The organism is Amycolatopsis sp. NBC_00345, assembly GCF_036116635.1.
Lineage (GTDB): Bacteria > Actinomycetota > Actinomycetes > Mycobacteriales > Pseudonocardiaceae > Amycolatopsis.
Genome location: NZ_CP107995.1, coordinates 2,138,071 through 2,162,088, shown reverse-complemented (window position 1 = coordinate 2,162,088; position 24,018 = coordinate 2,138,071). Strand labels below are relative to the sequence as shown.

Below are 24,018 nucleotides of genomic sequence, written 5' to 3'. Positions count from 1 at the left end.
GTCCCTCCGCCGGCCGGCTCGGCGCTGGAACCACTACCCGGGATTCGTCAACCGGAATGGTTGTCACGACGACTTGATCGCGCTGTCGCAGATGGTCGTCGAGGCGCGCTGCGACATCACCATACTGAACACCTTCATCGACGATCCGGTGGGCGTTTCCCCACGTTCGAGCGGTAATCAGGTCCCGGCGACCTGAGCCCATGAACTCTACGACGATCCGGGCAATCGCTGGGTATCATTGCCGCATCTATCGAGGGCCCGGACGGCCGCGACCAGGGTTCGTGGCTACCGGCGGCGAACACCGTGCAGCGCCTCTTGTCGGCACAGCAGGTCCGCACGGCGGACTCCGGGGCGGATGCCGCGCGGGTCGGCGCCCAGGCCGGGCGATGCCGTCGTCCTGCTCAAGCGAAAAGCTCAGCGGTTCGCGCCCAGCCTGTCCAATTCCTGATTCAGCTCATCCATCTTCTGCCTGAATCCATTCAATTCAGCCGAACCGTCCTCGTATTTCTTGGCAAACTCCTTGATGCGGGCGAGTATTGCCAGCCGCACACTGTAGTACTTGTTCAAGGCCGCGCCCAACGACCCCAACCCGAGAACAATCGTTGCCAAAGGCGCGAACATCGCACTGAGACGACTCTGACTGGCCGAGTCGCCCAGCTCGTCGTTCATCAGCTGCGTATCGTGTGAAGAGTTGGCGCCGGGCGCGTCACCAGCCAAGATCCGATGTTCTGCCGCATCCTCGCTCGACCTCGCGGCAATGAATGCCTCAACTTGCTGCGCCAGCAGGTACGCCGACGAAATAACACCCAGCCCCGCCGCCAACGCAGTGGTACGCAGCGCCTCCCCTTCCTCCTTGGTGCAGTATTGCCAGATATACACAACCCAGGGATCAGCACCCGGATCTTGCGCCTCGACATCCCCTCCACCCGGCGGCCGCGGTATCTTTCCTTTTTCGTCAAGACCCATTTCTTCGAGTTTCGCTTTCGCCTCCCTTAACTCCTTCTCCTTCTCCCCCGCCCGGTGCTCGTTGTCGTCCAGCCGACGCTTGGCCGTGCCGATGTCGCTCTGCCTTTGATTTTCACGGATAATTCGATCCCCAGCCGACAGGGGTGCAACTTCGACTGCCTCATCCGACCCTTCGACCACCTCGTCGGCGGATCCCTGATCAGCCAGCGGGCCCCTTGACCCTTCGGATACCTCGCCGCCATCGCCGTCGGCCAGCGCCGAAACATCTACCGAGCCTGTCATACCCGCACCCCTTCATCCCTGGAATCCGAAGGCTCTCCACCCTTTTCCGGCGGAAGACCGCTCCGCAGCTCTTCGATCTCCTTCTTGATCTCTTCGAGGTCGGGCCCGAGCACCTCCAAGACGAACTGGCGCACGCCTTCTTCGCTCTGGCACAGGGTGACGACTTTCCACATCATCGGACTTTCGGCTTGGAGCCACGCCAGTCCGCCCGACGGCGCCGACCGTTGCTTCCCGGCGGAAGGCTCAGCATTCTCCGATTCGGCCTTGATCGACGAGCCGGATTTCAGCTGTTCGACCAAATAGGCGATCACCTGGCTCTTGAGTTCCTTCGACGAAGCTGCCATACGGACTCCAAGTAGTACGTGACTGCGTCTGCCGATGCCGATTCCTGCCACTCCCCTCAGCCGGCCGGACGGCACTGAATCACCACGCTAGCGACCTCGCCGGCCGGGCAGTTGCCCTCGAAGGCAGCCCCGTGGACACTCGAGGCAGGCACAAAACGACCGGCACCGGGCGCGCTGACATCCCCGTCAAGGCCAGCGGTCGCAACGATTTGCTAACGATAAACGTCTCAGCTTTCCCGTCTGGCTGAACCTTGACCGAGAGCGAACTTTTCTCGCGACGATTTGATCTCGGAGTGAAACATCTCGTGCGCCTCAGCGATACCCAGTAGCACTGGGATCGTTGAGGTCGGAGGAACATCGATGGGTCGTCGCCGGGGGTTTTTCGCCGAGATGCAGTATCAGGCGGCCAAGACCCAGCAGGAGAGGGCGCGACAAGCCGCGGCCGCCGAACGGGAACGGGTACGGCTCGAAAAGGAGATGCATCGCGCTCAAGCCGCCGCTGCAGTCGCGCGCGAGCGCATGGCGCGTGCGGACGCGCAGGCGGTGGTACAAGCGGAGCGTGAGGCCAAGCGCCTCCACATCGAAGCTCAGCAGTCAAAGGTCGAGTCGCTGAACGCGAACCTGCAGGAAGAGCTTGTGGCCATCGACAGCGTGCTCGAGTCGACGCTGGCTATCGACGACTACGTCGACCTCGAAAAGCTTCGCCGCATTCCCCAGCATCCACCGTTTCAGTCGGCGTACCTGATGGCGTCACCTCCGCCTGCGCCGATCGCCGCGCCTCCGGAGCCCTACTTCCAGCCCCCGGCGCCTCCGACCGGCATCTCGGCAGTCTTCGCCAAGAAGAAGCACGCCGCGGCGACCACTGCCAGCCAAGCCCAGTTCGAACAAGCACATGCGGCCTGGAGAGCGGTGATCGCACAAATTCCGTACCAGCAACTGGCCGCCGCAGAACAGCATCAGGCCACGGAGAACGAGCGGCTACGACGGCTTGCCAGTGATCGAAGGCAGTACGACGCCGAGTGCGACGAACGCCGGCAGGTCGTCGACGCGGAGAACGAACGCCTCGATGATCTGATCAACCGGCTGGCGGACAACAAGCCCGAAGCGGTCGAAGAGTACATCGCCATCGTGTTCGGCAACTCGATCTACCCGGACGTGATCGCCGCCCACAGTGATGTCGACTTCTCGTACAGTCCGGACCTGCGCGAACTGTCCATTACATTGGTGTTGCCGCCGCCTGACGTGATCCCATCGACCAAGTCTTTCCGGTACGCCCGCGCCACCGACGAGGTCCTGGAGACCAAGCTGGCCCAGAAGGACCTCACGACGAGGTACGCCGGCTTGATCAACAACATGACGTTGCGAACCGTTCACGAGGTGTGGGAGTCGGACCGCGAGGGCAAGATCGACAGCATCTCGCTGGTCGGCGGAGCCAACCACGTCGATCCCGCCGTGGGCAAGGATGTGTTCGTCCGGCTCGTCGCGCTGGCGGTGAGCCGTGAGGACTTCCTGGACATCGACCTGTCCCGGATCACTCCGTCCGAAACATTGAAGCACCTTCGTGCCGTCGTATCGAAGTCTCCGCACCGGCTGACCCCGATCGACGACAAGAAGGGTGTTCGTGGATGACCTCCTTCGCCGGCGGGGCAGCGCGGTGAGCGGGCTTCGCTTCGTCGCGCCGCCGGGGTGGCCGCCTCCGGAGCCCGGCTGGGTGCCGCCGGCGGGGTGGCAACCGCATCCGTCCTGGCCGCCCGCGCCCCAGGACTGGCAGTTCTGGGTCGCCGACGCGCCGGGCGAGCGGGGGCAGCACGACGCCGTGGACCCGCCGGCGGAAGGTCTTCCGACCCCAACACCACCCGCGCCCGGCCGCGACGATGCGCCGCGAGACGTCGACCAGCAGCTGGAACATAGCGCTTCGGCCCAACGGGACCTGCAGGCCGTCCGCGAACAGATCAGACAGGCAAGACTCGAGCTCGTCGAACTCGACGACGCGGTCCTGCTTCAGCAGGTCGGGATCTACGAGTACCACCACCCGCTGGAGACCGCCGAGCAGTACAAGGAAGCATTGGTCGAGATCCGCCAGGGAGTGAAGGACTTCGTCAAGAACGGCACCGCGATCCTCGCAGCCGAACGGTTCGCCTACAACAACTCACTGGCGCAGGGCCGGAAGATGACCGGCGACTTCTCGAAGTTGATGCTGCGGGCGTATAACGCGGAGGCCGACAACTGCGTCCGATCGGTTCGCGCCGGTACGGTGGCCTCGGCGAAGCAACGTCTCGACCGATCGGCCGAGTCGATCGCAAAGCTCGGCAAGATGATGGAAATGCGCGTCGCACCCGATTATCACCTCCTCCGACTCAGCGAGATCGAGCTGACCGGCGACTACCAGATCAAGGTGCAGGAGGAACGCGAAGCGGCCAGGGCCGAACGCGAGCGGCTGCGTGAAGAGAAACGTGCCGAGGTGGAACTGCAGGCCGAACGTGAGCGGCTGCAGAAGGAACGCGGTCACTACGCCAACGCACTGGCGAAACTCGTGGAGCAAGGAAAGCAGGACGAGTCCGGTGAGCTGCGTAAACGCCTTTCTGCCATCGAGGAAGCGATAGAGCAGAACGACTACCGCATCGCCAACATCCGAGCGGGGTACGTGTACGTCATCAGCAACATCGGCGCCTTCGGAGAGAACGTCGTGAAGATCGGGATGACCCGGCGCCTCGAACCTCGGGACCGGATTCTGGAGCTCGGTGACGCCTCGGTTCCGTTCCCCTTCGACACTCACCTTTTGCATTTTTCAGAAGACGCGGTCGCGCTCGAGAACGAGTTGCACAAGATGTTCGCCGACCGTCGGCTGAACTGGGTCAACCTCCGCCGGGAGTTCTTCTTCATCACGCCGTGGGAGATCCGCGCCGTCCTGGCGGAGAAGCTCGGTAATATCCTCGAGTTCAACGATACACCGGAGGCGTCGCAGTATTTCCAGAGCCGCTCGGCGTGGCCTGATTCGAACCAGAGCCGATGAATCAGATCGGCCGGGACCCCCGTAATTGTCCACATAGGACAGGTCAGGCCCGTCGCGGCGACTGAGCACCACCAGCACACCGGGTTCATCAAGAGCGGCACGCGTGTCGATCCCGGTGATGCCGTCTTCGGCGGCCGGCGGCGCGGTTCCCCCGTCCGGTCACCGGTCGCGTCCTGATGACAATTTCCCGGCAGGCTCGGCGGACGATGGTGACAACTACAGCCGAGCCGGGGATTCAAGCTTGCCGCGATGTAACGCCGGGCCTTACCGTCGGCGGACGGCGCTCTTCGCCAGTCGCGAACTTTCTCGAGCATCGGTGCCAGGTCAGCGTTTCTACTCACTGTGGAGCCAGTCATGCGCTTGTTCTCCCGCTCGTATTGCCGCCGTGGTCTCGCCGGCGCGATGACAGTCACCCTGTCCGCGGCGGCCACGGTGGTCGCTCTGGGCTTGGCCACTCCCGCCGCGGCCTCTGACGACTTCTACACGCCGCCGTCCCCGTTGCCGGCCGGCGGCAACGGGGACATCGTCAAGTCGCAGCCCTCGAAGTACAGCAACGCCACCTCGACCCGGATCATGTACCTCAGCCGGGACCAGCGGAACCAGGCGACCCCGATCACCGGCACTGTGGTGGTGCCCGCCAAGGCCTGGACCGGACCGGGACCACGCCCGATCGTGGCCTACGCCCCGTTCACCGCCGGGATGGGCGACCAGTGCGCGACGTCGAAGACCATGGCGGGCGAAGGGAGTGACCTCGTCTCGGGCTTCCAGAACTCGTTCATCGACGCCCTGCTCGGTCAGGGTTTCGCGGTAGCGGAAACCGACTACCAAGGACTGGGCACGCCGGGTGATCACCCGTACGTCATGCGCGCTCCCGAGGCGCACGCCGTGCTCGACGTGCTCCGCGCCGCGCAGCGGCTGCCCGGCACCGGCCTGGCACCGGACGGGCCGCTGGGTATCGCCGGGTATTCCGAGGGCGGCGGCGCGTCCGCGTCGGCCGCGGAGCTCGCGGCGACGTACGCGCCCGAGCTGCACATCAAGGGCGCGTATGCCGGCGCCGCCCCGGCGGACAAGGCGGTACTGGCCAAAACCCTCGACGGCAGTACCTATGCCGGATTCCTTGCCTTCGCCCTCATCGGCATCCAGACCGCGTACCCCGATTCCGGCATCCTCGACCTGGCCAACCCGACCGGGGCACAGCTGTTCCTCGAAGCCCGCCAGACCTGCACCCTGGACGCGGTCCTCAAGTTCGCGGGCAAGAACACCAGCGCCCTGACCAAGGACGGCCGCCCGGTCGCCGCCTACCTCGACCAGGAACCGTTCCGCAGCATCGTCGCGGCGAACAAGCTCGGCACCGTCAAGCCCTCGTTCCCGGTCATCGTCGAACACTCGACCGCCGATGACGTGATCCCGTACGCCACCGGCAAGCAGCTGGCCAAGGACTGGTGCGCCGAGGGCGCGGACGTCCAGTTCAAGGACATCGTGTCGATCCTGCCGTTCTTCTCCCACCTCCTCGGCATGAGCACCGCCTCCGGCACCGCCGCGAGCTGGCTCGCCGACCGGTTCGCCGGAAAGCCCACCGCGAGCAACTGCGGCAGCCTCTGACCCGCTGCCGTTCATCCGGTTTACGCGGTGTTGCGTCGGTGGGTGAAGGACGTGCGGTAGGCGCTGGGGGTGAGCCCGGTTCGGCGGATGACGTGCTGGCGTAATGATTCGATGCTGCCGATGCCGCTGAGGTGGGCTACTTGCGCCAACGGCAGGTCTGTCGCCTCCAGTAGTTCGCGGGCCCGCTCGATCCGTTGGTGCAGTAGCCATTGCAGTGGGCTTTCGCCGGTTTCGGTGCGGAAGCGGCGGGTGAGGGTCCGGACGCTCACTCGCGCGTGCGTGGCGAGGTCGGCCAGGGTCAGCGGTTCGGCCAGCCGGCGCAGCACCCAGGCCCGGGTGTCGGCCAGTGTCGTCCCGTTCTCCGCGGGCAGCGGGGCGCTGATGAACTGGGCCTGGCCGCCGGGGCGCACCGGGGCCACGACCGCGAGGCGCGCCACGGTGTTGGCGGCCACGGCACCGTGGTCGGCGCGGACCAGGTGCAGGCACAGGTCGATTCCCGCGGCCAGCCCCGCGGAGGTCACGATGCCGCCGTCCTGGACGAACAACACGTCCGGTTGCGGGGTGATGGACGGGAAGCGCTCACCGAGCTCGGTGGCGTAGCGCCAGTGGGTGGTGGCCCGGCGGCCGTCGAGCAGGCCGGCGTGGGCGAGCACGAAGGCGCCCGTGCAGATGGACGCGATCCGCGCTCCCCGCGCCGCCGCCCGGCGCAGGGCCGCCACCGTGGCGGGGTCCGCGTGGTCGCGGGCGCCAGTGCCGGTGACGATGACCGTGTCGGCCGTGTCGGCGCGCTCCAGCCCGTGCGGCACGAACACGTCCAGCCCGCCGGTACTGGTGACCCGGCCCGGCTCGCCCGTGCAGGTGGACACCTCGTAGGCGGGGCGACCGGCCACCTCCACACCGCTGAAGATCAGGTCGGGGATGGCCAGCTCGAAAGTGCCCACCGGAGGCACCGCCACGACGGCGATCTGATGCATGGCCGGATCCTACGCCTATCTGGCATTCAGGCCACTGTGCCGCCGGGCCGATCTGGCCCAGAGTGAACCTCCTCGAACCGCGAAACTGGAGGAATACATGCCTTTGTCCGTCGTGATCGGCGCCGGGGGAACCGGCATCGCGACCGCCACGCTGCTGGCCGAGTCCGGCCACGAGGTCCGCCTGGTCACCCGCAGCGGCAGCGGGCCGGAGCATCCGCGGATCGAGCGGGTCACGGCCGACGCCGCCGACGCCGGCCGGCTGATCGAGCTGACCAGCGGCGCGGACACGCTGTTCAACTGTGCCGCGCCGCCCTACCACCGCTGGCGGAAAGAGTTCCCGCCGCTGGCGAAGTCCCTGCTGACAACCGCGGAAGCGACCGGGGCCGGGTACGTGATGCTCGGCAACATCTACGCGTACGGGCCGGTGGACCGGCCGATGACCGAGGACATGCCCCTGGCGCCCTCCAGCGCGAAGGGCAGAATCCGGGCCGAGATGTGGGAAGACGCGCTCGACGCGCACCGCGCGGGCCGGGTGCGGGTCACCGAAGTGCGGGCCAGCGACTTCATCGGCAACGGCGCCCAGTCGGTGTTCACGCTGACAGCCGCACCGAAAGTGCTGGCAGGCAAACAGGCGATGGTGCCCGCGGCCCTCGACCTGCCACACAGCTGGACCGCGACCGGCGACGCCGCCCGCGCGCTCGTCGCGGTGAGCCGGGACGAACGGGCCTGGGGCCAGGTCTGGCATGTGCCGACGAACCAGGCGGTTTCCGTGCGGGAACTGGCAACCCGGCTCGCGAGCCTGGCCGCGGCACCCGTCCCGAAGCTGCGTTCCCTGCCCGCCTGGCTGCTGAAGACAGCCGGCCTCACCTCACCGATGATCCGGGAACTGCCCGAAATGCAGTACCAGTTCCGGCGGCCGTTCATCCTCGACTCCTCCCTGACCGAACACACCTTCGACCTCAAACCGACCCCACTGGACGAGATCCTCCTGGAAAACACCCAGCCAACCAGATAGTCCTTTATAGACAACGGCGCCCTGTAGTCATTTCCGGCCCGGCGGATCGGGAACCCGCACGCCGCGAACGACGAGGGACAGCAACCGGTCCGCGTGGTCCGCACCGCCGGGTTCCTGTTCGGTCGCCAGGGAGATGGCGTTCACGACGCGCAGCAGGTCGGCGATCGCGACCTCGGGCCAGACCTCGTGTTCACGCTGGGCGCGGGCCAGCAATCTCGCGCCCGCGTCGAGAATCCTCGCGTGACACGAGGAACCCAGCTCGGCACTACGCGCCCCCATCAGCAGTGAGGCACCCAGGCCGCGGTTCGCGGCCGCGTGCGCGACCACCGCACGCAGCCAGGTGACCAGCGCGTCGCCCGGCGCGGGGTCGTCCAGCAGGCCGTCCGCCCGCGCGCAGAGGGTTTCCACCCGCTCCCGGAACACCGCCTCCAGCAACGCGTACCGGCCGGGAAAATGCCGGTGCAGTGTCGCGGAGCCGACACCCGCCCGTCGCGCGATCTCCTCCAGTGACGCCTCCGCACCCTGTTCGGCGACGACGGCACCCGCGACGGCCACCAGCCGGTCGTAGTTGCGGCGCGCGTCGGCGCGCATCGGCTTCACCACCGGAACCTCCTCACCACGGGAACTTGCCAAGTGGGGTACCCCTCCGTATCGTAGCGCACGGAATCGGGGTGCCACCCCACTTAGATGGCCGGCACCACCGCCTCCCCGCGAATGGCGCGCACTCGCGGACCTCGACTGGAAAAGGAAACCGCATGGACATCGCCATCGCCGTGGGTGACGTACGAGGGCCCGCCAGTGCCGCGGAGATCACCAGCCAGATCCGCACCGCGGCCGACGCCGGGTTCAGCTCGGCGTGGGCCAGCCAGGCCTTCGGCTGGGACCCGCTCGTCCTGCTCACCGCGGCCGGCGCGATCCCGGGCATCGGGCTCGGCACGGCGGTGCTCCCCGTCCCGCAACGGCACCCGCTCGTACTGGCCGGCCAGGCACTGAGCGTTCAAGCCGCCACCGGAAACCGGCTCACCCTGGGCATCGGCGCCGGCATCGCCACCATGGTCGAAACGGCGTTCGGCCTGCCCGGCGACCGGCCGGTGCACCGGATGCGCGAATACCTCACGGTGCTGAAACCCCTGCTGCGCGGGGAAACCGTGGACCACCACGGGGACACGATCACCGCCGTCGGCGCGGCTCACGTACCCGGGGCCACGCCACCGCCGGTGCTCCTCGCCGCCCTCGGCCCGGCAATGCTGCGCCTCGCCGGAGAACTCGCCGAGGGCACCGTCACCTGGATGACCGGCCCGAAAACGCTGGCCGGCCACATCGTTCCCTCGATCACCAACGCGGCCGCGGCCGCAGGCCGGCCCGCTCCCCGGGTCGTCGCCGGCCTGCTGATCTGCGTGACCGACGACGAAGCCGCCGTCCGCGCCCGCGTCGCCGGCCAGTTCGCCCTCGCCGGGCAGGTACCCGAATACCGGGCGATGCTCGATCGCGAAGGCATGACCGGCCCCGGCGACCTCGTCATCGCGGGCGACGAAGACAAAGTCGCGCGCCGGCTCGACCGGCTTCGCGACGCCGGGGTGACGGAGTTCATGGCCGCCCCGTACGGCACGGCCGAGGAACAAGACCGCACCACGACCGTCCTCGCGGGCATGACCTCCCGCCGGCCAAACCCGTGAACCGCGACTGCCGGATCCGCGCCACCGGCGGCAGCGGCCTGGTGCCCGGCGCCGGAACACGGCGTCCTTTAAGGTTTCAGGCGTGGCGAGCGGTCCAGCCGAGCGCGCGCGGCTGCTGGTGCGGGCGCGCGACTACGTCCTCACGCGCGGCGTGGTGGACCTGTCCCTGAGCGAGCTCGCCCGCGGCGTCGGGTCGAACAACCGCATGCTGCTCTACCACTTCGGCTCACTGGACGGCATCCTCGGCGCCGTGGTCGACGAGATCCTCGACGGCACCGCGCTGACCACCCGGCTCGGCCAGCTGCTGCGCTCCGGCGGCAGCCCGGCCGAGCGCGTCGGCGCCGCCTGGCGGCACATCTCCGATCCGGGCCGGCTCACGCACCTGCGGCTGTTCTTCACCCGCTTCGGCCTGGCGGCGGACGACCCGGACCGGTACCGCGACTTCCTCGACCGGACCCGGGACGAGTGGACGGACACCGTCGCGGCGGCGCTGGACGGGGCCGTCGACGAGCCGCGCGGCACCGCGATCGCGGTCGTCGCGCTGTGGCGCGGGCTGCAGATGCTGCTGATCGGCGGCGAGCCGCGGGCGGCCGTCGACGCGGCGCACGACCGGGCCGTCGCGGCTCTGCTCGGACGGGAGTAGTCTCCGCAGAAGTGAATCGATCAGTTCACTTCTAGGGAGATTTGATGACCGCGTCCTTCGCCGACGGCCTGCCCAAGGCCGAGCTGCACGTCCACCTCGAAGGCACGCTCGAGCCCGGCGACCTGATCCGCTTCGCCCGCCGCAACGCCATCCCGATCCCCTGGCGCGACGAGCACGAGCTACGGGCCGCCTACTCGTTCACCGGGCTCGAGAACTTCCTCGCGGTGTACTTCGAGGGCTGCAAGGTGCTTCGCCGCCGCGAGGACTTTCACGAACTCACCACGGCCTACCTGGGCCGCGCCGCTGCGCAGGGCGTCCGACGCGCGGAGATGTTCTTCGGGCCCCAGAACTTCCTCGACGCCGGAGTCCCGCTCGACGACCAGCTCGGCGGCATCTTCGACGCCATCGCCGAGGCCCGCGAAGCCTGGGGCATCGACGGCGCCCTCCTGATCAGCGCCCACCGCCACCGCAGCGAGGCCGACGCGCTCGAACTGCTCGACCTGGTCCGGCCTTGGCGCGAACAGATCCTGGGCGCCGGCCTGGGCAGCGCCGAGCGCGGCAACCCGCCGTCGAAGTTCGCCCGCTACTTCACCGCCGCCCGCGCGCAGGGCTACCGCACCACCTGCCACGCGGGCGAGGAAGGCCCCGCCGCCTACCTCCGGGAGGCCCTCGACGTCTGCCGGGTCGAGCGCATCGACCACGGCTTCACCGTCACCGACGACTCCGATCTGGTCGCCCGGCTGGCCGACGAGCAGGTCCCGCTGACGATGTGCCCGCTGTCGAACCTCCGCCTCGGCGTGGCTCCCGATCTGGCCGCCTACCCCCTCGCCCGTCTGCTGGACGCCGGCGTCCTGGTCACCGTCAACTCCGACGACCCGGCCTACTTCGACGGTTACGTCAACGAGAACTACGCCGCGCTCGGTCTCGGCGAGGACCGGCTGATCCGCTTGGCCCGCAACAGTTTCACCGGTTCTTTCGCGCCGGAAAGCGACGTCGCCGCCGCGCTCCGGACCCTCGGGGGCTGAGGCCTGCTCAGAGCCAGCCGTAAACCCCGGCCACCATGGTGGGCACCGCGACGATCGCCGCCCACGAGTTGATCTTGCGGACGTCGTGGTTCTGCTGGAGGGAGATCTTGGCCGTGGTCGCACCCAGCAGCGAGCTGAGGATCTCGTCGAAGCCGACGATGCGTTCGGCCACCTCCTCGAGGTGGCCCTCGACGTCGCGGAAGTAGGACCGGACCCGCGACGGGATCAGGTGGCTGTCCTCGCGGACGAGGACACGCAGTGGGGCCGCGAGCGGGGTGACCGAGCGGCGCAGCTCCACGATCTCGCGTTTCATCAGGTACATCAGCTCGGAGCCGACCTGGCTTCGTGGCGTGAACACCAGCGCCTCGACCTCGTCGATGTCGCGCTCGAACGCTTCCGTCGCGTCCAGGTAGTCGTCGACGACGTGGTCGGCCACGGCGTGCAGCACCGCGGCCGGCCCCAGCGCCAGCCGATCGGGAGCGGCCTCGAGCGCGGCGCGCAGCGAGCCGAGCTTGGAGTGGTCGCGATGGCGGACCGTGATGATGAAGCCGGTACCGAGGAACGCCATGATCTCACCGGTCTCGACGATCTCGTTGGCCGTGGTCGGAGACTCGTGCGCCACGTGGCTGACGGTCTTGAAGACCATGAACATCGTGTCGGCGTGCCGCTCCAGCCTGGGCCGCTGATAGGCCTGCGCCGCGTCGTCGGCGGCCAGCTCGTGCAGGCCGTATGTGCGAGCGATCCCCTCCAGCACGATCGCGTCGGGCTCGAACAAGCCGATCCAGACGAACCCGCGCCGGCGCGCGGCCTCCACTTTGGCCTCTTCCGGCGTCCACGAGCCCGCCACCCGCCGGCCCTCGACGTACACGGCACCCGCCAAAACACCTTGAGCAATCACTACGAGTTCCCTACGCCCACGGCACGTTTCTTGACGGCTTTTCCACGGACGCCGCACCGGTCCGCTGCCCGGCCGGAGCTGCTGGAGAAACACTTACCCGGCAAGGCAGACTGACGTGGTGAGCTACCAGCGCCGACGCGGCGAACTGCGGATCTACCTCGGTGCCGCGCCGGGTGTGGGCAAGACTTTCGCGATGCTCGGCGAGGCGCACCGCCGGGCCGAACGGGGCACCGAGGTGCTCGTCGGCCTCGTGGAGACCCACAGCCGGGCCAAGACCGAGCGGCTGCTCGACGGGCTGGAAGTCTTGCCCCGCAAGGAACTGGAGCATCGCGGGGGTCAGTTCACCGAGATGGACGTCGACGCCATCCTCGCGCGCAAGCCCGAGGTCGTCGTGGTCGACGAACTCGCGCACACCAACGTGCCGGGCTCGCGCAACGCGAAACGCTGGCAGGACGTGGAAGAACTGCTCGCTGCCGGAATCGACGTGCTCTCGACGGTGAACGTGCAGCACCTGGAGAGCCTCAACGACGTCGTCGAGCGGATCACCGGCGTGCGCCAGCAGGAAACCGTGCCCGACGAGGTGGTGCGCCGGGCCGAGCAGACCGAACTCGTCGACATCACCCCGGAAGCGCTGCGCCGGCGTCTCGCCCACGGCAACATCTACGCCGCGCACAAGATCACCGCCGCACTGGGCAACTACTTCCGGCCCGGCAACCTGACCGCGCTGCGGGAACTGGCACTGCTGTGGGTGGCCGACCAGGTCGACGTCGCGCTGCAGCGCTACCGCGCGGAGAAGGAGATCACCGACACCTGGGAAGCCCGGGAACGGGTGGTCGTCGCGATCACCGGCGGGCAGGAGAGCGAGACCCTGATCCGCCGCGCCACCAGGATCGCCGCCCGCGCCGGCGCGGAACTGCTGGTGCTGCACATCCTGCGCGGCGACGGCCTGGCCGGAGTGGGCCCGCAGGAAGTCCCCCGGCTGCGCAAACTCGCCGCCGACGTCGGGGCCACCTTCCACACCGTGGTCGGCGACGACGTACCGACCGCGCTGCTCGACTTCGCCCGGGGTGCCAACGCGACCCAGCTGGTGCTGGGCACGTCGCGGCGCTCCCGATTCGCCCGGCTGCTCGACGAGGGCATCGGGTCGAGCGTGGTCCAGCAGTCGGGGCCGATCGACGTGCACATGGTCACCCACGACGAATCCGGCGGCCGGCTGGGCGCGAAACTCTCCCCCAGCCCGCTCAAACCCAGCCGGCAGATCGTCGGCTGGGCGCTCGCGGTCCTGTTGCCCGCGCTGGCCACGCTGGCCGGCGTGTTCTGGACCGACCAGCTGACCTTCACCACCGACGTGCTGGACCACTTCCTGATGCTGGTGGTCGTCGCCCTGGTCGGCGGATTGCGCCCCGCCCTGCTCTCCTCGCTGCTGAGCGTGCTGCTGCTGGACTTCTTCTTCGTGCCGCCGCTGCACTCGCTCGTGATCGGCGAGCCGGACAACCTGCTCGCCCTGATCACCATGGTGGTGCTCGCGGTCATCGTCGCGGTGGTAGTGGACCGCGCCGCCCGGCGATCCACCCAAGCCGCGCAAGCGCGAACCGAAGCGGCCCTGCTCGCCTCCTACGCGCGCACGGTCCTGACCGGCCCCGCCCCGTTGCACCGGCTGCTGGAGAAGATGGCCGAGAACTTCGGGCTGACCTCGATCGCGTTGCTGGAGAAAGACGAGGACGGGTGGCAGCGGGTGGACTGCGTCGGCGAGAGCCCGTGTGACGAGCCCGACGACGCCGACGTGGACGTCCCCGTGACCGCGGACGTGCACCTGGCCCTGCGCGGCCGCGCGCTGCCCGCCGCCGACCGCTTGGTGCTGGAAGCCGCCGCCGGGCAGGCATTGCTGGCTCTGCGGCAGCAGCGGATGGCGGCCAAGGCCGCGGCGTCGGAACGGCATGCCGAGCGGACCGAGCTGCGGGGCACCCTGCTCTCCGCCGCCGGGCACGGCCTGCGGGCGCCGGTGGCCGTGGTCAGCGGCGCGCTGGACCACCTCGCCGAACCCGCGGTCCGGCTGTCCGAAGAGGACACGGACCGGCAGCTGGCACTGGCACGGGACGGCGTCGAGCGGCTCACCCAGGTGGTGCACAACCTGCTGGACTCCGCGCAGCTCACCAACGGCGACGTCGAGCCGCGGCTCGAACCCGTCCACGTCCACGAGGTCGTCACCCGAGCGCTGTCCCATGTGGACACCACGGAACGGGTGACGACCTCGATGGACGACGATCTGCCCCTGGTGAGCGCGGACGCGGGCATGCTGGAACGGGTCGTGCTCAACGTCGCCGACAACGCCGTCCGGCACGGCCGGCTTTACCCGCGCCGGACCGTCGACGTCGACGGGGACGGCCGGGTCGGCCCGGACGAGCCGATCATGGCGCTCCGGGCGAGCGCCTACGCCGGGCAGGTCGAGCTGCGCGTCGTGGACCACGGGCCCGGCCTGCCCAAGGGCGCCACCGAGTCGATCTTCAAACCCTTCCACCGGCTCGGCGGCGCACCCGGCGTCGGCCTCGGGCTGTCCGTGGCGAAGGGCTTCACCGAGGCGATGGGCGGCACCATCCACGCGGAGGACACCCCGGGCGGCGGGCTCACCGTGGTGATCTCCCTACCGGCCCGCGGAACCGGAACCTGACGGGCCGGCCGTCAGAGCTTGCGGACGCGGGTGGTACGGAACCGGAAACTGTCCTGCTGGGCCTGCTCGTAGTCGAACTCGACCCGGTCCCCGGCCGCCAGCGCGCGGAATCCGTCCGCCTCGATCGAGCTGTAGTGCACCCAGGCGTCACAGCCGTCGGGCAGATCCGGGGAGGAGATCGCGCCCCAGCCCTTTTCGGGCTTGAAGAACTTCACCGTGCCATTCGCCATTTCACCAGGATGGGGCGCGGACCTGACCACGGCAACCGAGTTCCCCGTCCGGGATCGGGCCCCGCCGGCCGTCACCGCTTCGGAGTGATGCCCCGGCGGATGTCGCCTGGCGCGGGCCGGACCCGCTGCAGGTCCCGGTGGTACGTGGACCGCAGCTGCCAGGGGACGCTGACGACCATGATGCCGGGCTCGAACAGCAGCCGGCCCTTGAGCCGCAGGGAACTCTGGTTGTGCAGCAGGTTTTCCCACCAGCGGCCGACGACGTACTCGGGGATGTAGACGCAGACGACGTCGCGGGGGCTGGCCCGGCGAAGGTTCTTGACGTAGGCCACGACCGGCCGGGTGATTTCCCGGTACGGCGATTCGACCACCTTCAGCGGGACCTTCATGTCGCGTCGCTCCCACTGCAGCTGCAGGGAGCGGGTGTCGTCATCGTCGACGTTGACGGTGATCGCGGTCAACGTGTCGGGCCGGGAGGCGCGGGCGAACGCGATGGCGCGCTGGCTGGGCTTGTGCAGGGTCGAGATCAGCACCACGGCGTGGACCCGGCTGGGCAGCAGCTCGCTCTCGTCGTCGGCCAGCAGCTCCTCGCGGACGTGGCTGTAGTGCCGGTGGATGCCCCGCATCAGGCCGTACAACGCGGGAATGGCGATGACGACCAGGTACGCGCCGTGGGTGAACTTGGTGATCAGGACGACGACCAGCACGACCGCGGTGAGCACGGCGCCGAGCGCGTTGATCAGCCGGGAACGCTGGATGCCGAGGCGCTGCGCGGCGCTGGTCGCGGTGGCGAGTTCGCGGTTCCAGTGCCGGACCATCCCGGCCTGGCACAACGTGAACGAGGTGAACACCCCCAGGATGTAGAGCTGGATGAGCCGGGTGGTGGACCCGTCGAACGCGAAGATCAGCACCGCGGCCGCGACCGAGAGCGCGACGATGCCGTTGGAGAACGCGAGCCGGTCGCCGCGGGTGCGCAGCTGCCGGGGCAGGAACCGGTCCTGGGCCAGAATCGAGGCCAGCAAAGGGAAACCGTTGAACGCGGTGTTCGCGGCCAGGATCAGGATCAGCGCGGTCATGGCCTGCAGGAAGTAGAACATCACCGCGTGGTCCCCGCCGAACACCGCGGCGGCGATCTGGCTGATCACGGTGCGCTGCGGATCAGTCGTGCAGTCGCCGGCGAAACCGATCAGGTCGCACGTGTTCTCCGCGATCCGCACGTGCGTGATCAGCGCCAGCACGGTGATCCCGACGAACATGACGATGGCGAGGGTGCCCATCGCCGTCATCGTGCGAGCGGCGTTGAGGCTCTTGGGCTTGCGGAACGCCGGGACGCCGTTGGAGATGGCCTCCACCCCGGTCAGCGCCGTGCAGCCGGAGGAAAACGACCGCAGCAGCAGGAACACCAGCGCGACGCCGGTCAGGCCGGCCTGCTCGGGGCGGATGCCGTAGCCGGCGCTTTCGGCGACCGGTGCGTCGCCGGCCACGGCCCGGCCGATGCCGAGCGCGATCATGATCATCACCCCGGTGATGAACAGGTAGGTCGGGATGGCGAAGGTCCGGCCGGATTCGCGGATGCCGCGCAGGTTCATCGCCATCAGCACGACGATGAACCCGATGTCGATGGCGACGCGGTAGCCGTTGAGCGTGGGCACCGCGGAGATGATGTTGTCCACTCCGGCCGCGACCGACACCGCGACGGTCATGATGTAGTCGACCATCAGCGCGCCGGCCACGACCAGCCCGGCGCCGCTGCCGAGATTGCGTGACGCGACCTCGTAGGACCCGCCGCCGCTGGGATAGGCGCGCACCACTTGCCGGTACGACAGCACCACCACGGTCAGCAGCACCACCACCGCCAGCCCGATCCACGGGGCCAGGTGCAGGAACGCCAGTCCGCCGAGGCTGAGGATCAGCAGGATCTCCTGCGTCGCGTACGCCACGGACGAGAGCGGGTCACTGGCGAAAATGGGCAGCGCGAGACGCTTCGGGAGCAGGGTCTCGCCGAGGGTGTCGCTGCGGAAGGGCCGGCCGAGGACCAGCCGCTTGATCCAGGAGGTGGGTGCCGGCACGCCCCGGAGCGTGCCCGGCGGCCGGGTGGGCCCGCGTAGGCATTTCGTCAGGATCCGCCCATGACTGTATGGATTTCGTCAACAGCCTCGGGGATGTCCGAAGGATGCCGAATTACGGCTCGTCGAGCCCGGCGAACTCGAGGTCGAGCGTGCGCTGGATGCGCCGCCGGGTGGCGTCGGTGATCTCGCCCGATTCGTAGAGCCGCGTCAGCTCCGCTCCCTCGACCAGCAGCAGGTCCCGCCGCAGACGGCGGTAGGCCGCCGACACCGAGTCGCTGGACGGCTCGTCTTCTTCGATCCGGTCGATCCGGCCCTGCCAGCGGTCACGCAGCTGGGCGAGCACGACCTGCTGGACGGCTTCGCTCTCGCTGAGCACGTCCAGGTGCGCGAGCGCCGCCCGGGCCAGCGCCAGCCGCGCGGACTCGTGCTCCCGGCGGACGTGGTCCGGGGTGAGCGCGATCCCCGTGCGGCGGACCAGCGGCGCGAGGGTGAAGCCCTGCACGACCAGGGTCAGCACGATGACCGCCGCGGTCAGCAGCACCACGAGGTCACGCCGCTCTAGCGGCACACCCGCGCTGGTGACCAGCGGAATCGACAGGGCCGCCGCCAGCGGGACCACTCCCCGCGCGCCTGCCCAGGACACCACCGCGGGCACCTGCCACGACGGGCGCCGGACCCCGCTGCGGCGCTGCACGATCGCCGAGAGCGGGAACACCCACAGCAGCCGGACCACGACGGCGGTCGCGGCCAGCGCCGCCGCCTGCCACAGCCACTGGCCGCCCTCGCCGTCGAGCCCGCGGACCAAGGTGGGCAGCTGCAGCCCGATCAGGCCGAACACCACGCTCTCGAGCAGGAACACCACCGTCGCGTACACCGCGCCCAGCTGCAGCCGGATCCGCGCGGTGGTGACCCGGTCCGACAGCGTGCCGAGGATGACGCTCGCCACGACCACCGCGGTCACCCCGGACGCCTGCACGGACTCCGCGAGCACATAAGCGGCATACGGCGTCACCAGCGCGACCACGGTCTCCAGCACCGGGTCCTCGGTGCGCCGCCGGACCAGGAACGCGCCCGCCGCCACGAGCGCGCCCGCGGCCAGGCCGCCCCCGGCGAGCAGCGCGAACTGGGACAACGTGTGCCCCCAGGACAACGCGCCGGCGCTGACCGCGACGGTGAGCGCGACCTTGAACAGCAGCAGGCTGGTGGCGTCGTTGAACAGGCTTTCGGCCTGCACCAAGGCCTGCACTCGCGGCGGCAACGCGAGCCGGCGCCCCAGCGCGGTGACGGCCACCGGGTCGGTGCTCGCCAGCACCGCGCCGAGCACGAACGCCATCTCCCACGGCAACGGCGTGATCGCGACGACCACCGCCGCGACCGCGCCAGCCGACGCCAGCACCAGCCCCACCGACAGCACCGTGACCGGCCGCCACACCGCCTTCAGGTCCCGCAGCGGCAGCTCCTCGCCCGCGGCGAACAACAACGGCGGCAGCACGACCAGGCTGATGATCTCGGGTGAGACCTCCACCGCCGGCACGCCGGGCAGCAGCCCGACCCCGACCCCGACGACGACCAGCAGCGACGGGGCGGGAATGCGCAGGCGCCGCGCGAAGGTGGCCACCACTGTCGCGATGACCACGAGGAACAACACTGTCTCGACACTGCGCATACCGGCGATCCTCCACAGTCGAGCCGTTTGCCGACCAGACTTCCCGGCGCGCCGTCCACACCGTACTCGACGGAGTGAACGAGGCCGCGCGGCACCAGCGCGTCAGAATCTCGTCAAAGCTCTCCCCGGAAGTGCTTCCCCCGCACGGTTTCCGCCTAGCGTCACCCGGCGGAGGACGAAGCCGAGGAGGCGATCCGTGCCACGCGAAACCGAACTGGTGACGCGGTTGCTGCGCGTGGTGACGCACCGCCACGCCGTCGAGGTGATCGACGCACTCACCGTCGCATCCCGGTCGTTCACCGAACTGCGCGGCGACGTGCACCTGTCCCGGCGGCGGCTCAGCCGGATCCTGCGCGTGCTGGCCGCGGAAGGAGCGGTCCGCCAAAACCGGCCCGGGAGCTGGGACCACCGCCCCCGCGAGGACACCCGATACGCGCTCACCGGCGGCGGGCGGCGGGTCGCCGATCTGCTGTCCGATATCGAGGTGTGGACCACGCTCTACGAGATCTGCCTCTACGGCCGCCCGCTCGCCTGAGGCAGTCCGGCGCCCCTAGCCGACCCGCGTGTCCGCCGGCACCCGGGTCTGCCCCGGCACCGTCTCCGCCCGATCCGGCCTGCCGGTGACGACAAACGTCGTCTGGCGGGCGAGCGACACTGCGTGGTCGGCGAAGCGTTCGTAGTACCGGCTCAGCAGGGCGACGTCGACCGCGGTGGCCGGGCCGTACGCCCAATCCTGGTAGTCGATCACCGTGAACAACGTCCGGTGCAGATCGTCCATGTCGTCGTCGACGCTCACCAGCGTCCGGGCCAGCGTCACGTCCCGGGTTTCGATCGCCTTCCCGGCCATCACCGCCAGCCACACCGCGATCCGGCCCATCTCGACGAAGCGCGGGATCAGCACCGCGGGCACCACCGGCTCGGGATACCGCCGCCGGACGGCCTCGGCCACGTGCACAGCCAAGCGCCCCATCCGGTCCAGCTCCCCCACCGCCTGGGTCGCGGCCAGCACGACCCGCAGATCCGTGGCCACCGGCGACTGCAACGCCAAGATCGCGTACGCGTGCTCCTCCGCCTCCTGGCGGGCGCGACTCAGCCGGGCACCACCGGCGATCACCTCGGCGGCCAGTTCGGCGTCGGTTTCCGACAGCGCGAAGCCGGCTTGGTCCATGGCCTCGCCGACCAGCCGGGTCATCCCCAGCAGCCGACCACCGAGCAGGTCGAGCTGGTCGTGGTAAGCGTCTCGCATACCGATCACTCTGCCGAACGCCCAGCGCGAATCCCGATTCCACGGCCCGTCTTCACGCGATCACAACGCCCGGGGCCCATTCCTTCACGGACCGGGGCGGTCCGTTGTGGACAAAGGCTACGACCCGGGGCGGTCCGGCCCGCGGCCGATGCGGGCGGCGACCAGTGCACCGGCGATCAGCAGCACCACGGCCGCGGCGATCCACACCCACACGGGCACCTCGCCGCCGGTCGCCGACGGTGCCGCCATCTGCGCCGCCGCCACGGGAGTGCCCGGCGGGGCCGAGGCCGGGACCGCGGGAACCGCGGAGCCCGGGCCGGGCTGGGTCAGGGTGAAGGCGAGTGAGCCGGACACCGGGTGGCCGTCCGCGGAGACGACGCGGTACTGAACTGTGTACTTCCCGGCCGGCCCGAGCCGCGCGAGGGGTGCGGACAGGTCCGGGCCGGTGATCGAGGGCTTGCCGCCTTCCCAGTGCGAGCTGCCGTCCGGGCCGAGCACGGCCAGTTCGGTGAACCCGGTGTCGAGGGGTTCGTTGAACTCCAGCACGATTTCCGCCGGGGCGTTCGCGATCGACGAATCGTTCACCGGCGTACTCGACACCAGGAAGCTGTGCGCATTAGCCGGAGTAGCCAGCACGAGAATTCCGAAAACCACAGCTACCACTATCTGCGAAATCCGGAAAAGGCCGACAAGGAGCCTATTTCGCGGCACGGCGGAAACACGGTTGCCCAATCGCATGAACCCTGCCTCTGGGACGGGATGAAGGTCGGGGGCCGATGGTGCCGGTGGCCGATCGCCGGGTGCACGTCCGCGGCGAAACGAAGAGGTTAACTTGTTCTCACCACGGCAGCGGGCACTGGGGATCTCACCACTGGGCCGCGCGCCGGGACGATCGACTTTACCTGCGCGTCACGAACAGATCATCACCGGAAACGCGGGGACTGGTTTCCTGCTCACTCATCGCGATCCACAGCTTTCAACGAAAGACGCCGGAAGAAGGTTCCCGCCGGCGCCCCGGTCCCCGCTCCCCCATCCCTTCTCATTCCGGGTGCCCGAGCGCGGCCACGTCTGGAAGGAATTGCTTGTGTCGGCTTCTCGAGGGCGCGCTTTCCAGCGTGATCACGTGGTCGCGGCCTGCCTGGCCGGTGCGGTCGTCGTGGTGGTGGGTTATGCCTCCGGCCTCGGCCTGAAGACCACGCCGGCCGGTGCGGGCACCTCGGTGACGGCCGGCGGCCCGCCGCAGACCCCGGCCGCACCACAGGAACCGGCGCGGCAACCCCTGCCGGCAGGCCAGTTGCCCCCGGCGAATGACGTCCAGCCGATGCCCGCCATGCCGGACGTCGGCGCGCCACCGGCCGACGGGTTCCCGGCCACCGGCCCGGTCGCCGACACGCCGTCGGCCGAGCCGGCCCCGCCGACCACCGGCTCCGTGCCGCCCGGCACGGAAGCACCTCCGCCGGACCCGGGCACGGGAACGCCTACGCCACCAGGAAACCCGGTCCCGGACTGTCAACCCGGGCTGGCGCAGCCGGTGCTCGACACGGCGAGCGGCCTGCCCCTCGTCGGCGACCTTACCGCGGGTGCCGGGCTGACCGGTCCGGACGGGATCCTCGCCGCGATCCTGGGCTCGTGCCGGCCGCAGCCCGAAACCCCGGGGCAGCCCGCGACGGCCCCCGCGGTGCTTCCCGGCATCCAGCCCACCCCGGCGACCCCGGCCAGCGGGGGCTGAGCCCGTGGACCTCACTTCCGCCAAGGCGTTGTACGTCCTCGCGCGCTGCGTCGACTACGCCGGCATGGCCCTGTTCATCGGCGGGCTGTTCTTCCTCGCCTTGCTGTGGCCGGGCGGCGGTGAGCAGCGCCGGGCGCGTGGCGTGCTCGTGACGGGCTGGATCCTCGGCCTGGCAGGGACAATCGCCGGACTGGGCCTGCAGGGCGTCTGGGTGACGCAGCGCTCGCCCGCGGACCTGTTCGACCCCGATCTGCTCGGGCAGGTTCTGACCAGCCAGTTCGGCCGGATCTGGTTCTCGAAGGCGCTGCTCTGGGTGCTCGGCGGGGTGGTCCTCGCCGATCTGCTGCAGCGGGGCCGGCGAGCCGCGACGTCGACGGCGTGGCGGGTCGGCGCGGGAGCCGTCTCGATCGGGCTGCTGCGCACCACGGGGCTGACCGGGCACTCGGCCGAGAGCGCGCACCCGCTGCTGAGCCAGCTGGCGGATTTCGGGCACCTGGCCGGGATCTGCGCCTGGATCGGCGGGCTCGCGATGCTGCTGTTCGGGGTGCTGCCGCGGCGCGAACCCGGTGAGCTGGCCGCCGTCGTGCCCCGTTACTCGAAACTCGCGATGGCCTCCGTGCTCCTGGTCATCGTCGCCGGAAGTGTGCTGGCGCTGCAGACGCTCGGCGACGTCGGCCGGCTGTTCACCACCGGCTACGGCCGGGTGCTGCTGGTCAAGCTCGCGGTGCTCGCCGTGGTGCTGCTGATCGCGCAGGGCAGCAAAAGCTGGGTCGCCCGGCGGCTCGACTTCGCCGTGGTGCTGCGCGGCGACGCCGCCACGGTGCGCCCGTTCGTCTACTCCGTCGCCGCGGAAACCACGCTCGTCGTGGTGGTGCTGTTCGCGGCGAGCCTCCTCGTCACCGCCAGCCCCGGTCGGTGAACGTTCCACTCCGGAAGGGAAACCCTTGATGGACAACCCCGAATCCCCCTCTGCCGCCACCGGATCGCGGCCCGACGCCCCGCCCGCGGTGGCCCGTCGGCGTCGGTGGCCGATCGCGGTCGCGGTCGTCGCACTGGCGCTGGCCATGGTGAGCCTCACGACCATGCGCACGGGGCAGCCGGCACCGGCGGCCGGGCCGGCCACCACCGCCGTCGACCTGGCGGCGCTCTCCGCGCAGAGCCCGCTGGCCGTGCCGCTTTACCAAGGCCTCAGCCAGGAACAGGCCGACGCGGCGGCGGCTCCTGCTGCGGCGTCAGCGAAGTCGGTCGAGATGATGGGCTACAAATTCTCCCCGGCCACCCTGACCGTCGACGTCGGCGACACGGTGACGTGGACCAACCACGACACCGCGCCGCACAACGTCGTCGTCACCGACGGCCCGGAGAAGTTCACCTCCCCGACGCTGCAGACGGGCGGCACCTACTCGCACACCTTCACCAAGGCCGGCACCTACTCCTACTACTGCGCGATCCACCCGGACATGAAGGCCACCGTGACCGTCGAAGGCGGCTCGACGACGCCGCCGTCGAGCCCCACGGCCCCGCCGACCTCGGCCCCGGCCAGCTCCTCGATGCCGATGCCGTCGGACACCCCGCCGGCCGCCGGCGACTGCGTGCCCAAGGCCGTGCTGCAGCCGATCATCGACCACATCAAGGCCGCGCACCTGGAGACCTCGCCCGGCCAGCAGGTGCAGGACATCCTCGACCTCGACCAGTACATCAAGACCCACGCCGTCTGGCTCGAGACCGTGCTCGCACCGGTGCTGGACGGGTCGGCCGACAAGGTCGTCACCGACACCCTCGCGCCGATCATCGCGCACATCAAGAGCGCGCACCTCGAAGAGTCCCTCGGCCAGCAGGTGACGGACCTGCTCAACCTCGACCAGTACATCAAGACCCACACCGTCTGGCTCGAAAGCGTCCTGACCCCGCTGCTCGACCAGGCCAGTTGCTGACCACCGCCTGACGACCCGGTCCGGGGCGGGCCACCCCG

At 69.5% G+C, this 24,018-nt stretch carries 23 protein-coding genes; 13 read left to right on the top strand and 10 right to left on the bottom strand.

The genetic code is table 11. From position 1 onward, the window contains the following. Positions 1–73 precede the first annotated feature (73 nt). Positions 74–196 (top strand): hypothetical protein, encoded by a 123-nt coding sequence (locus OG943_RS09605; protein WP_328609360.1) that lies wholly within the window; start codon positions 74–76, stop codon positions 194–196. A gap of 218 nt (positions 197–414) precedes the next feature. Here the strand turns inward: OG943_RS09605 and OG943_RS09600 are convergent, their stop codons facing one another. Next, positions 415–1,248, bottom strand: a complete 834-nt coding sequence (locus OG943_RS09600) for a hypothetical protein (protein WP_328609359.1) — start codon at positions 1,246–1,248, stop codon at positions 415–417. Beyond that, the gene (locus tag OG943_RS09595) at positions 1,245–1,592 is read right to left on the bottom strand and encodes a hypothetical protein (protein WP_328609358.1); all 348 of its coding nucleotides are present in this window, start codon (positions 1,590–1,592) and stop codon (positions 1,245–1,247) included. Before OG943_RS09595 ends, OG943_RS09600 begins: the two co-directional genes overlap by 4 nt. Positions 1,593–1,952: 360 nt before the next feature. Between OG943_RS09595 and OG943_RS09590 the strand changes: the two genes are divergently transcribed. From OG943_RS09590 to OG943_RS09580, 3 genes are all read left to right on the top strand, one after another. After that, complete coding sequence (locus OG943_RS09590; protein WP_328609357.1) at positions 1,953–3,221, top strand: hypothetical protein; 1,269 nt, start codon at positions 1,953–1,955, stop codon at positions 3,219–3,221. Further along, positions 3,214–4,605: a DUF4041 domain-containing protein gene (locus OG943_RS09585; protein ID WP_328609356.1), complete on the top strand. Its 1,392-nt coding sequence runs from the start codon at positions 3,214–3,216 to the stop codon at positions 4,603–4,605. Before OG943_RS09590 ends, OG943_RS09585 begins: the two co-directional genes overlap by 8 nt. 354 nt (positions 4,606–4,959) lie before the next feature. After that, positions 4,960–6,207 carry a lipase family protein gene (locus tag OG943_RS09580; RefSeq protein ID WP_328609355.1) on the top strand — a complete coding sequence of 416 codons (1,248 nt, stop codon included), beginning with the start codon at positions 4,960–4,962 and terminating at the stop codon, positions 6,205–6,207. A 20-nt stretch (positions 6,208–6,227) separates the two neighbouring features. On the opposite strand, the gene OG943_RS09575 is transcribed toward OG943_RS09580, so the two are convergent. Further along, the gene (locus OG943_RS09575; protein WP_328609354.1) at positions 6,228–7,181 is read right to left on the bottom strand and encodes a GlxA family transcriptional regulator; all 954 of its coding nucleotides are present in this window, start codon (positions 7,179–7,181) and stop codon (positions 6,228–6,230) included. Between the two features lie 97 nt (positions 7,182–7,278). On the opposite strand from OG943_RS09575, the gene OG943_RS09570 reads away from it, so the two are divergent. After that, positions 7,279–8,196: an NAD-dependent epimerase/dehydratase family protein gene (locus OG943_RS09570; protein ID WP_328609353.1), complete on the top strand. Its 918-nt coding sequence runs from the start codon at positions 7,279–7,281 to the stop codon at positions 8,194–8,196. Between the two features lie 27 nt (positions 8,197–8,223). Here the strand turns inward: OG943_RS09570 and OG943_RS09565 are convergent, their stop codons facing one another. Then, complete coding sequence (locus OG943_RS09565) at positions 8,224–8,799, bottom strand: TetR/AcrR family transcriptional regulator (protein WP_328609352.1); 576 nt, start codon at positions 8,797–8,799, stop codon at positions 8,224–8,226. 152 nt (positions 8,800–8,951) lie between these two features. Here OG943_RS09565 and OG943_RS09560 point away from each other — a divergent pair, with 152 nt between their 5' ends. The 3 genes from OG943_RS09560 to add all read left to right on the top strand — a co-directional run bounded on the left by OG943_RS09560 (position 8,952) and on the right by add (position 11,540). Beyond that, positions 8,952–9,872 carry a TIGR03564 family F420-dependent LLM class oxidoreductase gene (locus OG943_RS09560; RefSeq protein WP_328609351.1) on the top strand — a complete coding sequence of 307 codons (921 nt, stop codon included), beginning with the start codon at positions 8,952–8,954 and terminating at the stop codon, positions 9,870–9,872. Positions 9,873–9,954: 82 nt separating this feature from the next. Next, positions 9,955–10,515 carry a TetR/AcrR family transcriptional regulator gene (locus OG943_RS09555; RefSeq protein ID WP_328609350.1) on the top strand — a complete coding sequence of 187 codons (561 nt, stop codon included), beginning with the start codon at positions 9,955–9,957 and terminating at the stop codon, positions 10,513–10,515. 44 nt (positions 10,516–10,559) lie between these two features. Further along, positions 10,560–11,540: an adenosine deaminase gene (gene add / locus OG943_RS09550; RefSeq protein ID WP_328609349.1), complete on the top strand. Its 981-nt coding sequence runs from the start codon at positions 10,560–10,562 to the stop codon at positions 11,538–11,540. A gap of 7 nt (positions 11,541–11,547) precedes the next feature. Here the strand turns inward: add and OG943_RS09545 are convergent, their stop codons facing one another. Next, positions 11,548–12,420: a magnesium and cobalt transport protein CorA gene (locus tag OG943_RS09545; RefSeq protein ID WP_442874703.1), complete on the bottom strand. Its 873-nt coding sequence runs from the start codon at positions 12,418–12,420 to the stop codon at positions 11,548–11,550. Between the two features lie 133 nt (positions 12,421–12,553). Here OG943_RS09545 and OG943_RS09540 point away from each other — a divergent pair, with 133 nt between their 5' ends. Beyond that, positions 12,554–15,106: a sensor histidine kinase gene (locus OG943_RS09540; RefSeq protein ID WP_328609348.1), complete on the top strand. Its 2,553-nt coding sequence runs from the start codon at positions 12,554–12,556 to the stop codon at positions 15,104–15,106. A gap of 11 nt (positions 15,107–15,117) precedes the next feature. Here OG943_RS09540 and OG943_RS09535 read toward each other — a convergent pair whose 3' ends face one another. The 3 genes from OG943_RS09535 to OG943_RS09525 all read right to left on the bottom strand — a co-directional run bounded on the left by OG943_RS09535 (position 15,118) and on the right by OG943_RS09525 (position 19,071). Continuing rightward, the gene (locus OG943_RS09535; RefSeq protein WP_328609347.1) at positions 15,118–15,336 is read right to left on the bottom strand and encodes a cold-shock protein; all 219 of its coding nucleotides are present in this window, start codon (positions 15,334–15,336) and stop codon (positions 15,118–15,120) included. Between the two features lie 71 nt (positions 15,337–15,407). After that, a complete protein-coding gene (locus OG943_RS09530; RefSeq protein ID WP_328609346.1) occupies positions 15,408–17,405 on the bottom strand; it encodes an APC family permease in 1,998 nt (665 codons plus the stop codon). A 112-nt stretch (positions 17,406–17,517) separates the two neighbouring features. Continuing rightward, entirely contained in the window at positions 17,518–19,071 is a 1,554-nt protein-coding gene (locus tag OG943_RS09525) for a Na+/H+ antiporter (protein ID WP_328609345.1), read from the bottom strand. Positions 19,072–19,267: 196 nt separating this feature from the next. Here OG943_RS09525 and OG943_RS09520 point away from each other — a divergent pair, with 196 nt between their 5' ends. Next, positions 19,268–19,606, top strand: a complete 339-nt coding sequence (locus OG943_RS09520; RefSeq protein ID WP_328609344.1) for a winged helix-turn-helix transcriptional regulator — start codon at positions 19,268–19,270, stop codon at positions 19,604–19,606. Positions 19,607–19,621: 15 nt separating this feature from the next. Here the strand turns inward: OG943_RS09520 and phoU are convergent, their stop codons facing one another. Both phoU and OG943_RS09510 read right to left on the bottom strand, forming a co-directional pair. Then, positions 19,622–20,317: a phosphate signaling complex protein PhoU gene (phoU, locus tag OG943_RS09515; RefSeq protein ID WP_328609343.1), complete on the bottom strand. Its 696-nt coding sequence runs from the start codon at positions 20,315–20,317 to the stop codon at positions 19,622–19,624. Positions 20,318–20,434: 117 nt separating this feature from the next. Then, positions 20,435–21,055 (bottom strand): copper resistance CopC family protein, encoded by a 621-nt coding sequence (locus tag OG943_RS09510; RefSeq protein WP_442874702.1) that lies wholly within the window; start codon positions 21,053–21,055, stop codon positions 20,435–20,437. Positions 21,056–21,401: 346 nt separating this feature from the next. Between OG943_RS09510 and OG943_RS09505 the strand changes: the two genes are divergently transcribed. From OG943_RS09505 to OG943_RS09495, 3 genes are read left to right on the top strand one after another with little or no spacing between them, the layout of a single operon-like run. Then, positions 21,402–22,046, top strand: a complete 645-nt coding sequence (locus tag OG943_RS09505; protein WP_328609342.1) for a hypothetical protein — start codon at positions 21,402–21,404, stop codon at positions 22,044–22,046. 4 nt (positions 22,047–22,050) lie between these two features. Beyond that, a complete protein-coding gene (locus OG943_RS09500; protein WP_328609341.1) occupies positions 22,051–22,965 on the top strand; it encodes a copper resistance D family protein in 915 nt (304 codons plus the stop codon). A 28-nt stretch (positions 22,966–22,993) separates the two neighbouring features. Beyond that, positions 22,994–23,980, top strand: coding sequence for a cupredoxin domain-containing protein (locus OG943_RS09495; protein WP_328609340.1), 987 nt, complete (start codon positions 22,994–22,996; stop codon positions 23,978–23,980). Positions 23,981–24,018: the final 38 nt, after the last annotated feature.

What these genes read in the sequence shown, in the direction of transcription:
- OG943_RS09600 (WP_328609359.1), bottom strand. Translation starts at nt 1,248, where the DNA reads ATGACAGGCTCGGTAGATGTTTCGGCGCTGGCCGACGGCGATGGCGGC.
- OG943_RS09595 (WP_328609358.1), bottom strand. Translation starts at nt 1,592, where the DNA reads ATGGCAGCTTCGTCGAAGGAACTCAAGAGCCAGGTGATCGCCTATTTG.
- OG943_RS09590 (WP_328609357.1), top strand. Translation starts at nt 1,953, where the DNA reads ATGGGTCGTCGCCGGGGGTTTTTCGCCGAGATGCAGTATCAGGCGGCC.
- OG943_RS09580 (WP_328609355.1), top strand. Translation starts at nt 4,960, where the DNA reads ATGCGCTTGTTCTCCCGCTCGTATTGCCGCCGTGGTCTCGCCGGCGCG.
- OG943_RS09575 (WP_328609354.1), bottom strand. Translation starts at nt 7,181, where the DNA reads ATGCATCAGATCGCCGTCGTGGCGGTGCCTCCGGTGGGCACTTTCGAG.
- OG943_RS09570 (WP_328609353.1), top strand. Translation starts at nt 7,279, where the DNA reads ATGCCTTTGTCCGTCGTGATCGGCGCCGGGGGAACCGGCATCGCGACC.
- OG943_RS09560 (WP_328609351.1), top strand. Translation starts at nt 8,952, where the DNA reads ATGGACATCGCCATCGCCGTGGGTGACGTACGAGGGCCCGCCAGTGCC.
- add (WP_328609349.1), top strand. Translation starts at nt 10,560, where the DNA reads ATGACCGCGTCCTTCGCCGACGGCCTGCCCAAGGCCGAGCTGCACGTC.
- OG943_RS09535 (WP_328609347.1), bottom strand. Translation starts at nt 15,336, where the DNA reads ATGGCGAATGGCACGGTGAAGTTCTTCAAGCCCGAAAAGGGCTGGGGC.
- OG943_RS09525 (WP_328609345.1), bottom strand. Translation starts at nt 19,071, where the DNA reads ATGCGCAGTGTCGAGACAGTGTTGTTCCTCGTGGTCATCGCGACAGTG.
- phoU (WP_328609343.1), bottom strand. Translation starts at nt 20,317, where the DNA reads ATGCGAGACGCTTACCACGACCAGCTCGACCTGCTCGGTGGTCGGCTG.
- OG943_RS09510 (WP_442874702.1), bottom strand. Translation starts at nt 21,055, where the DNA reads ATGCGATTGGGCAACCGTGTTTCCGCCGTGCCGCGAAATAGGCTCCTT.
- OG943_RS09495 (WP_328609340.1), top strand. Translation starts at nt 22,994, where the DNA reads ATGGACAACCCCGAATCCCCCTCTGCCGCCACCGGATCGCGGCCCGAC.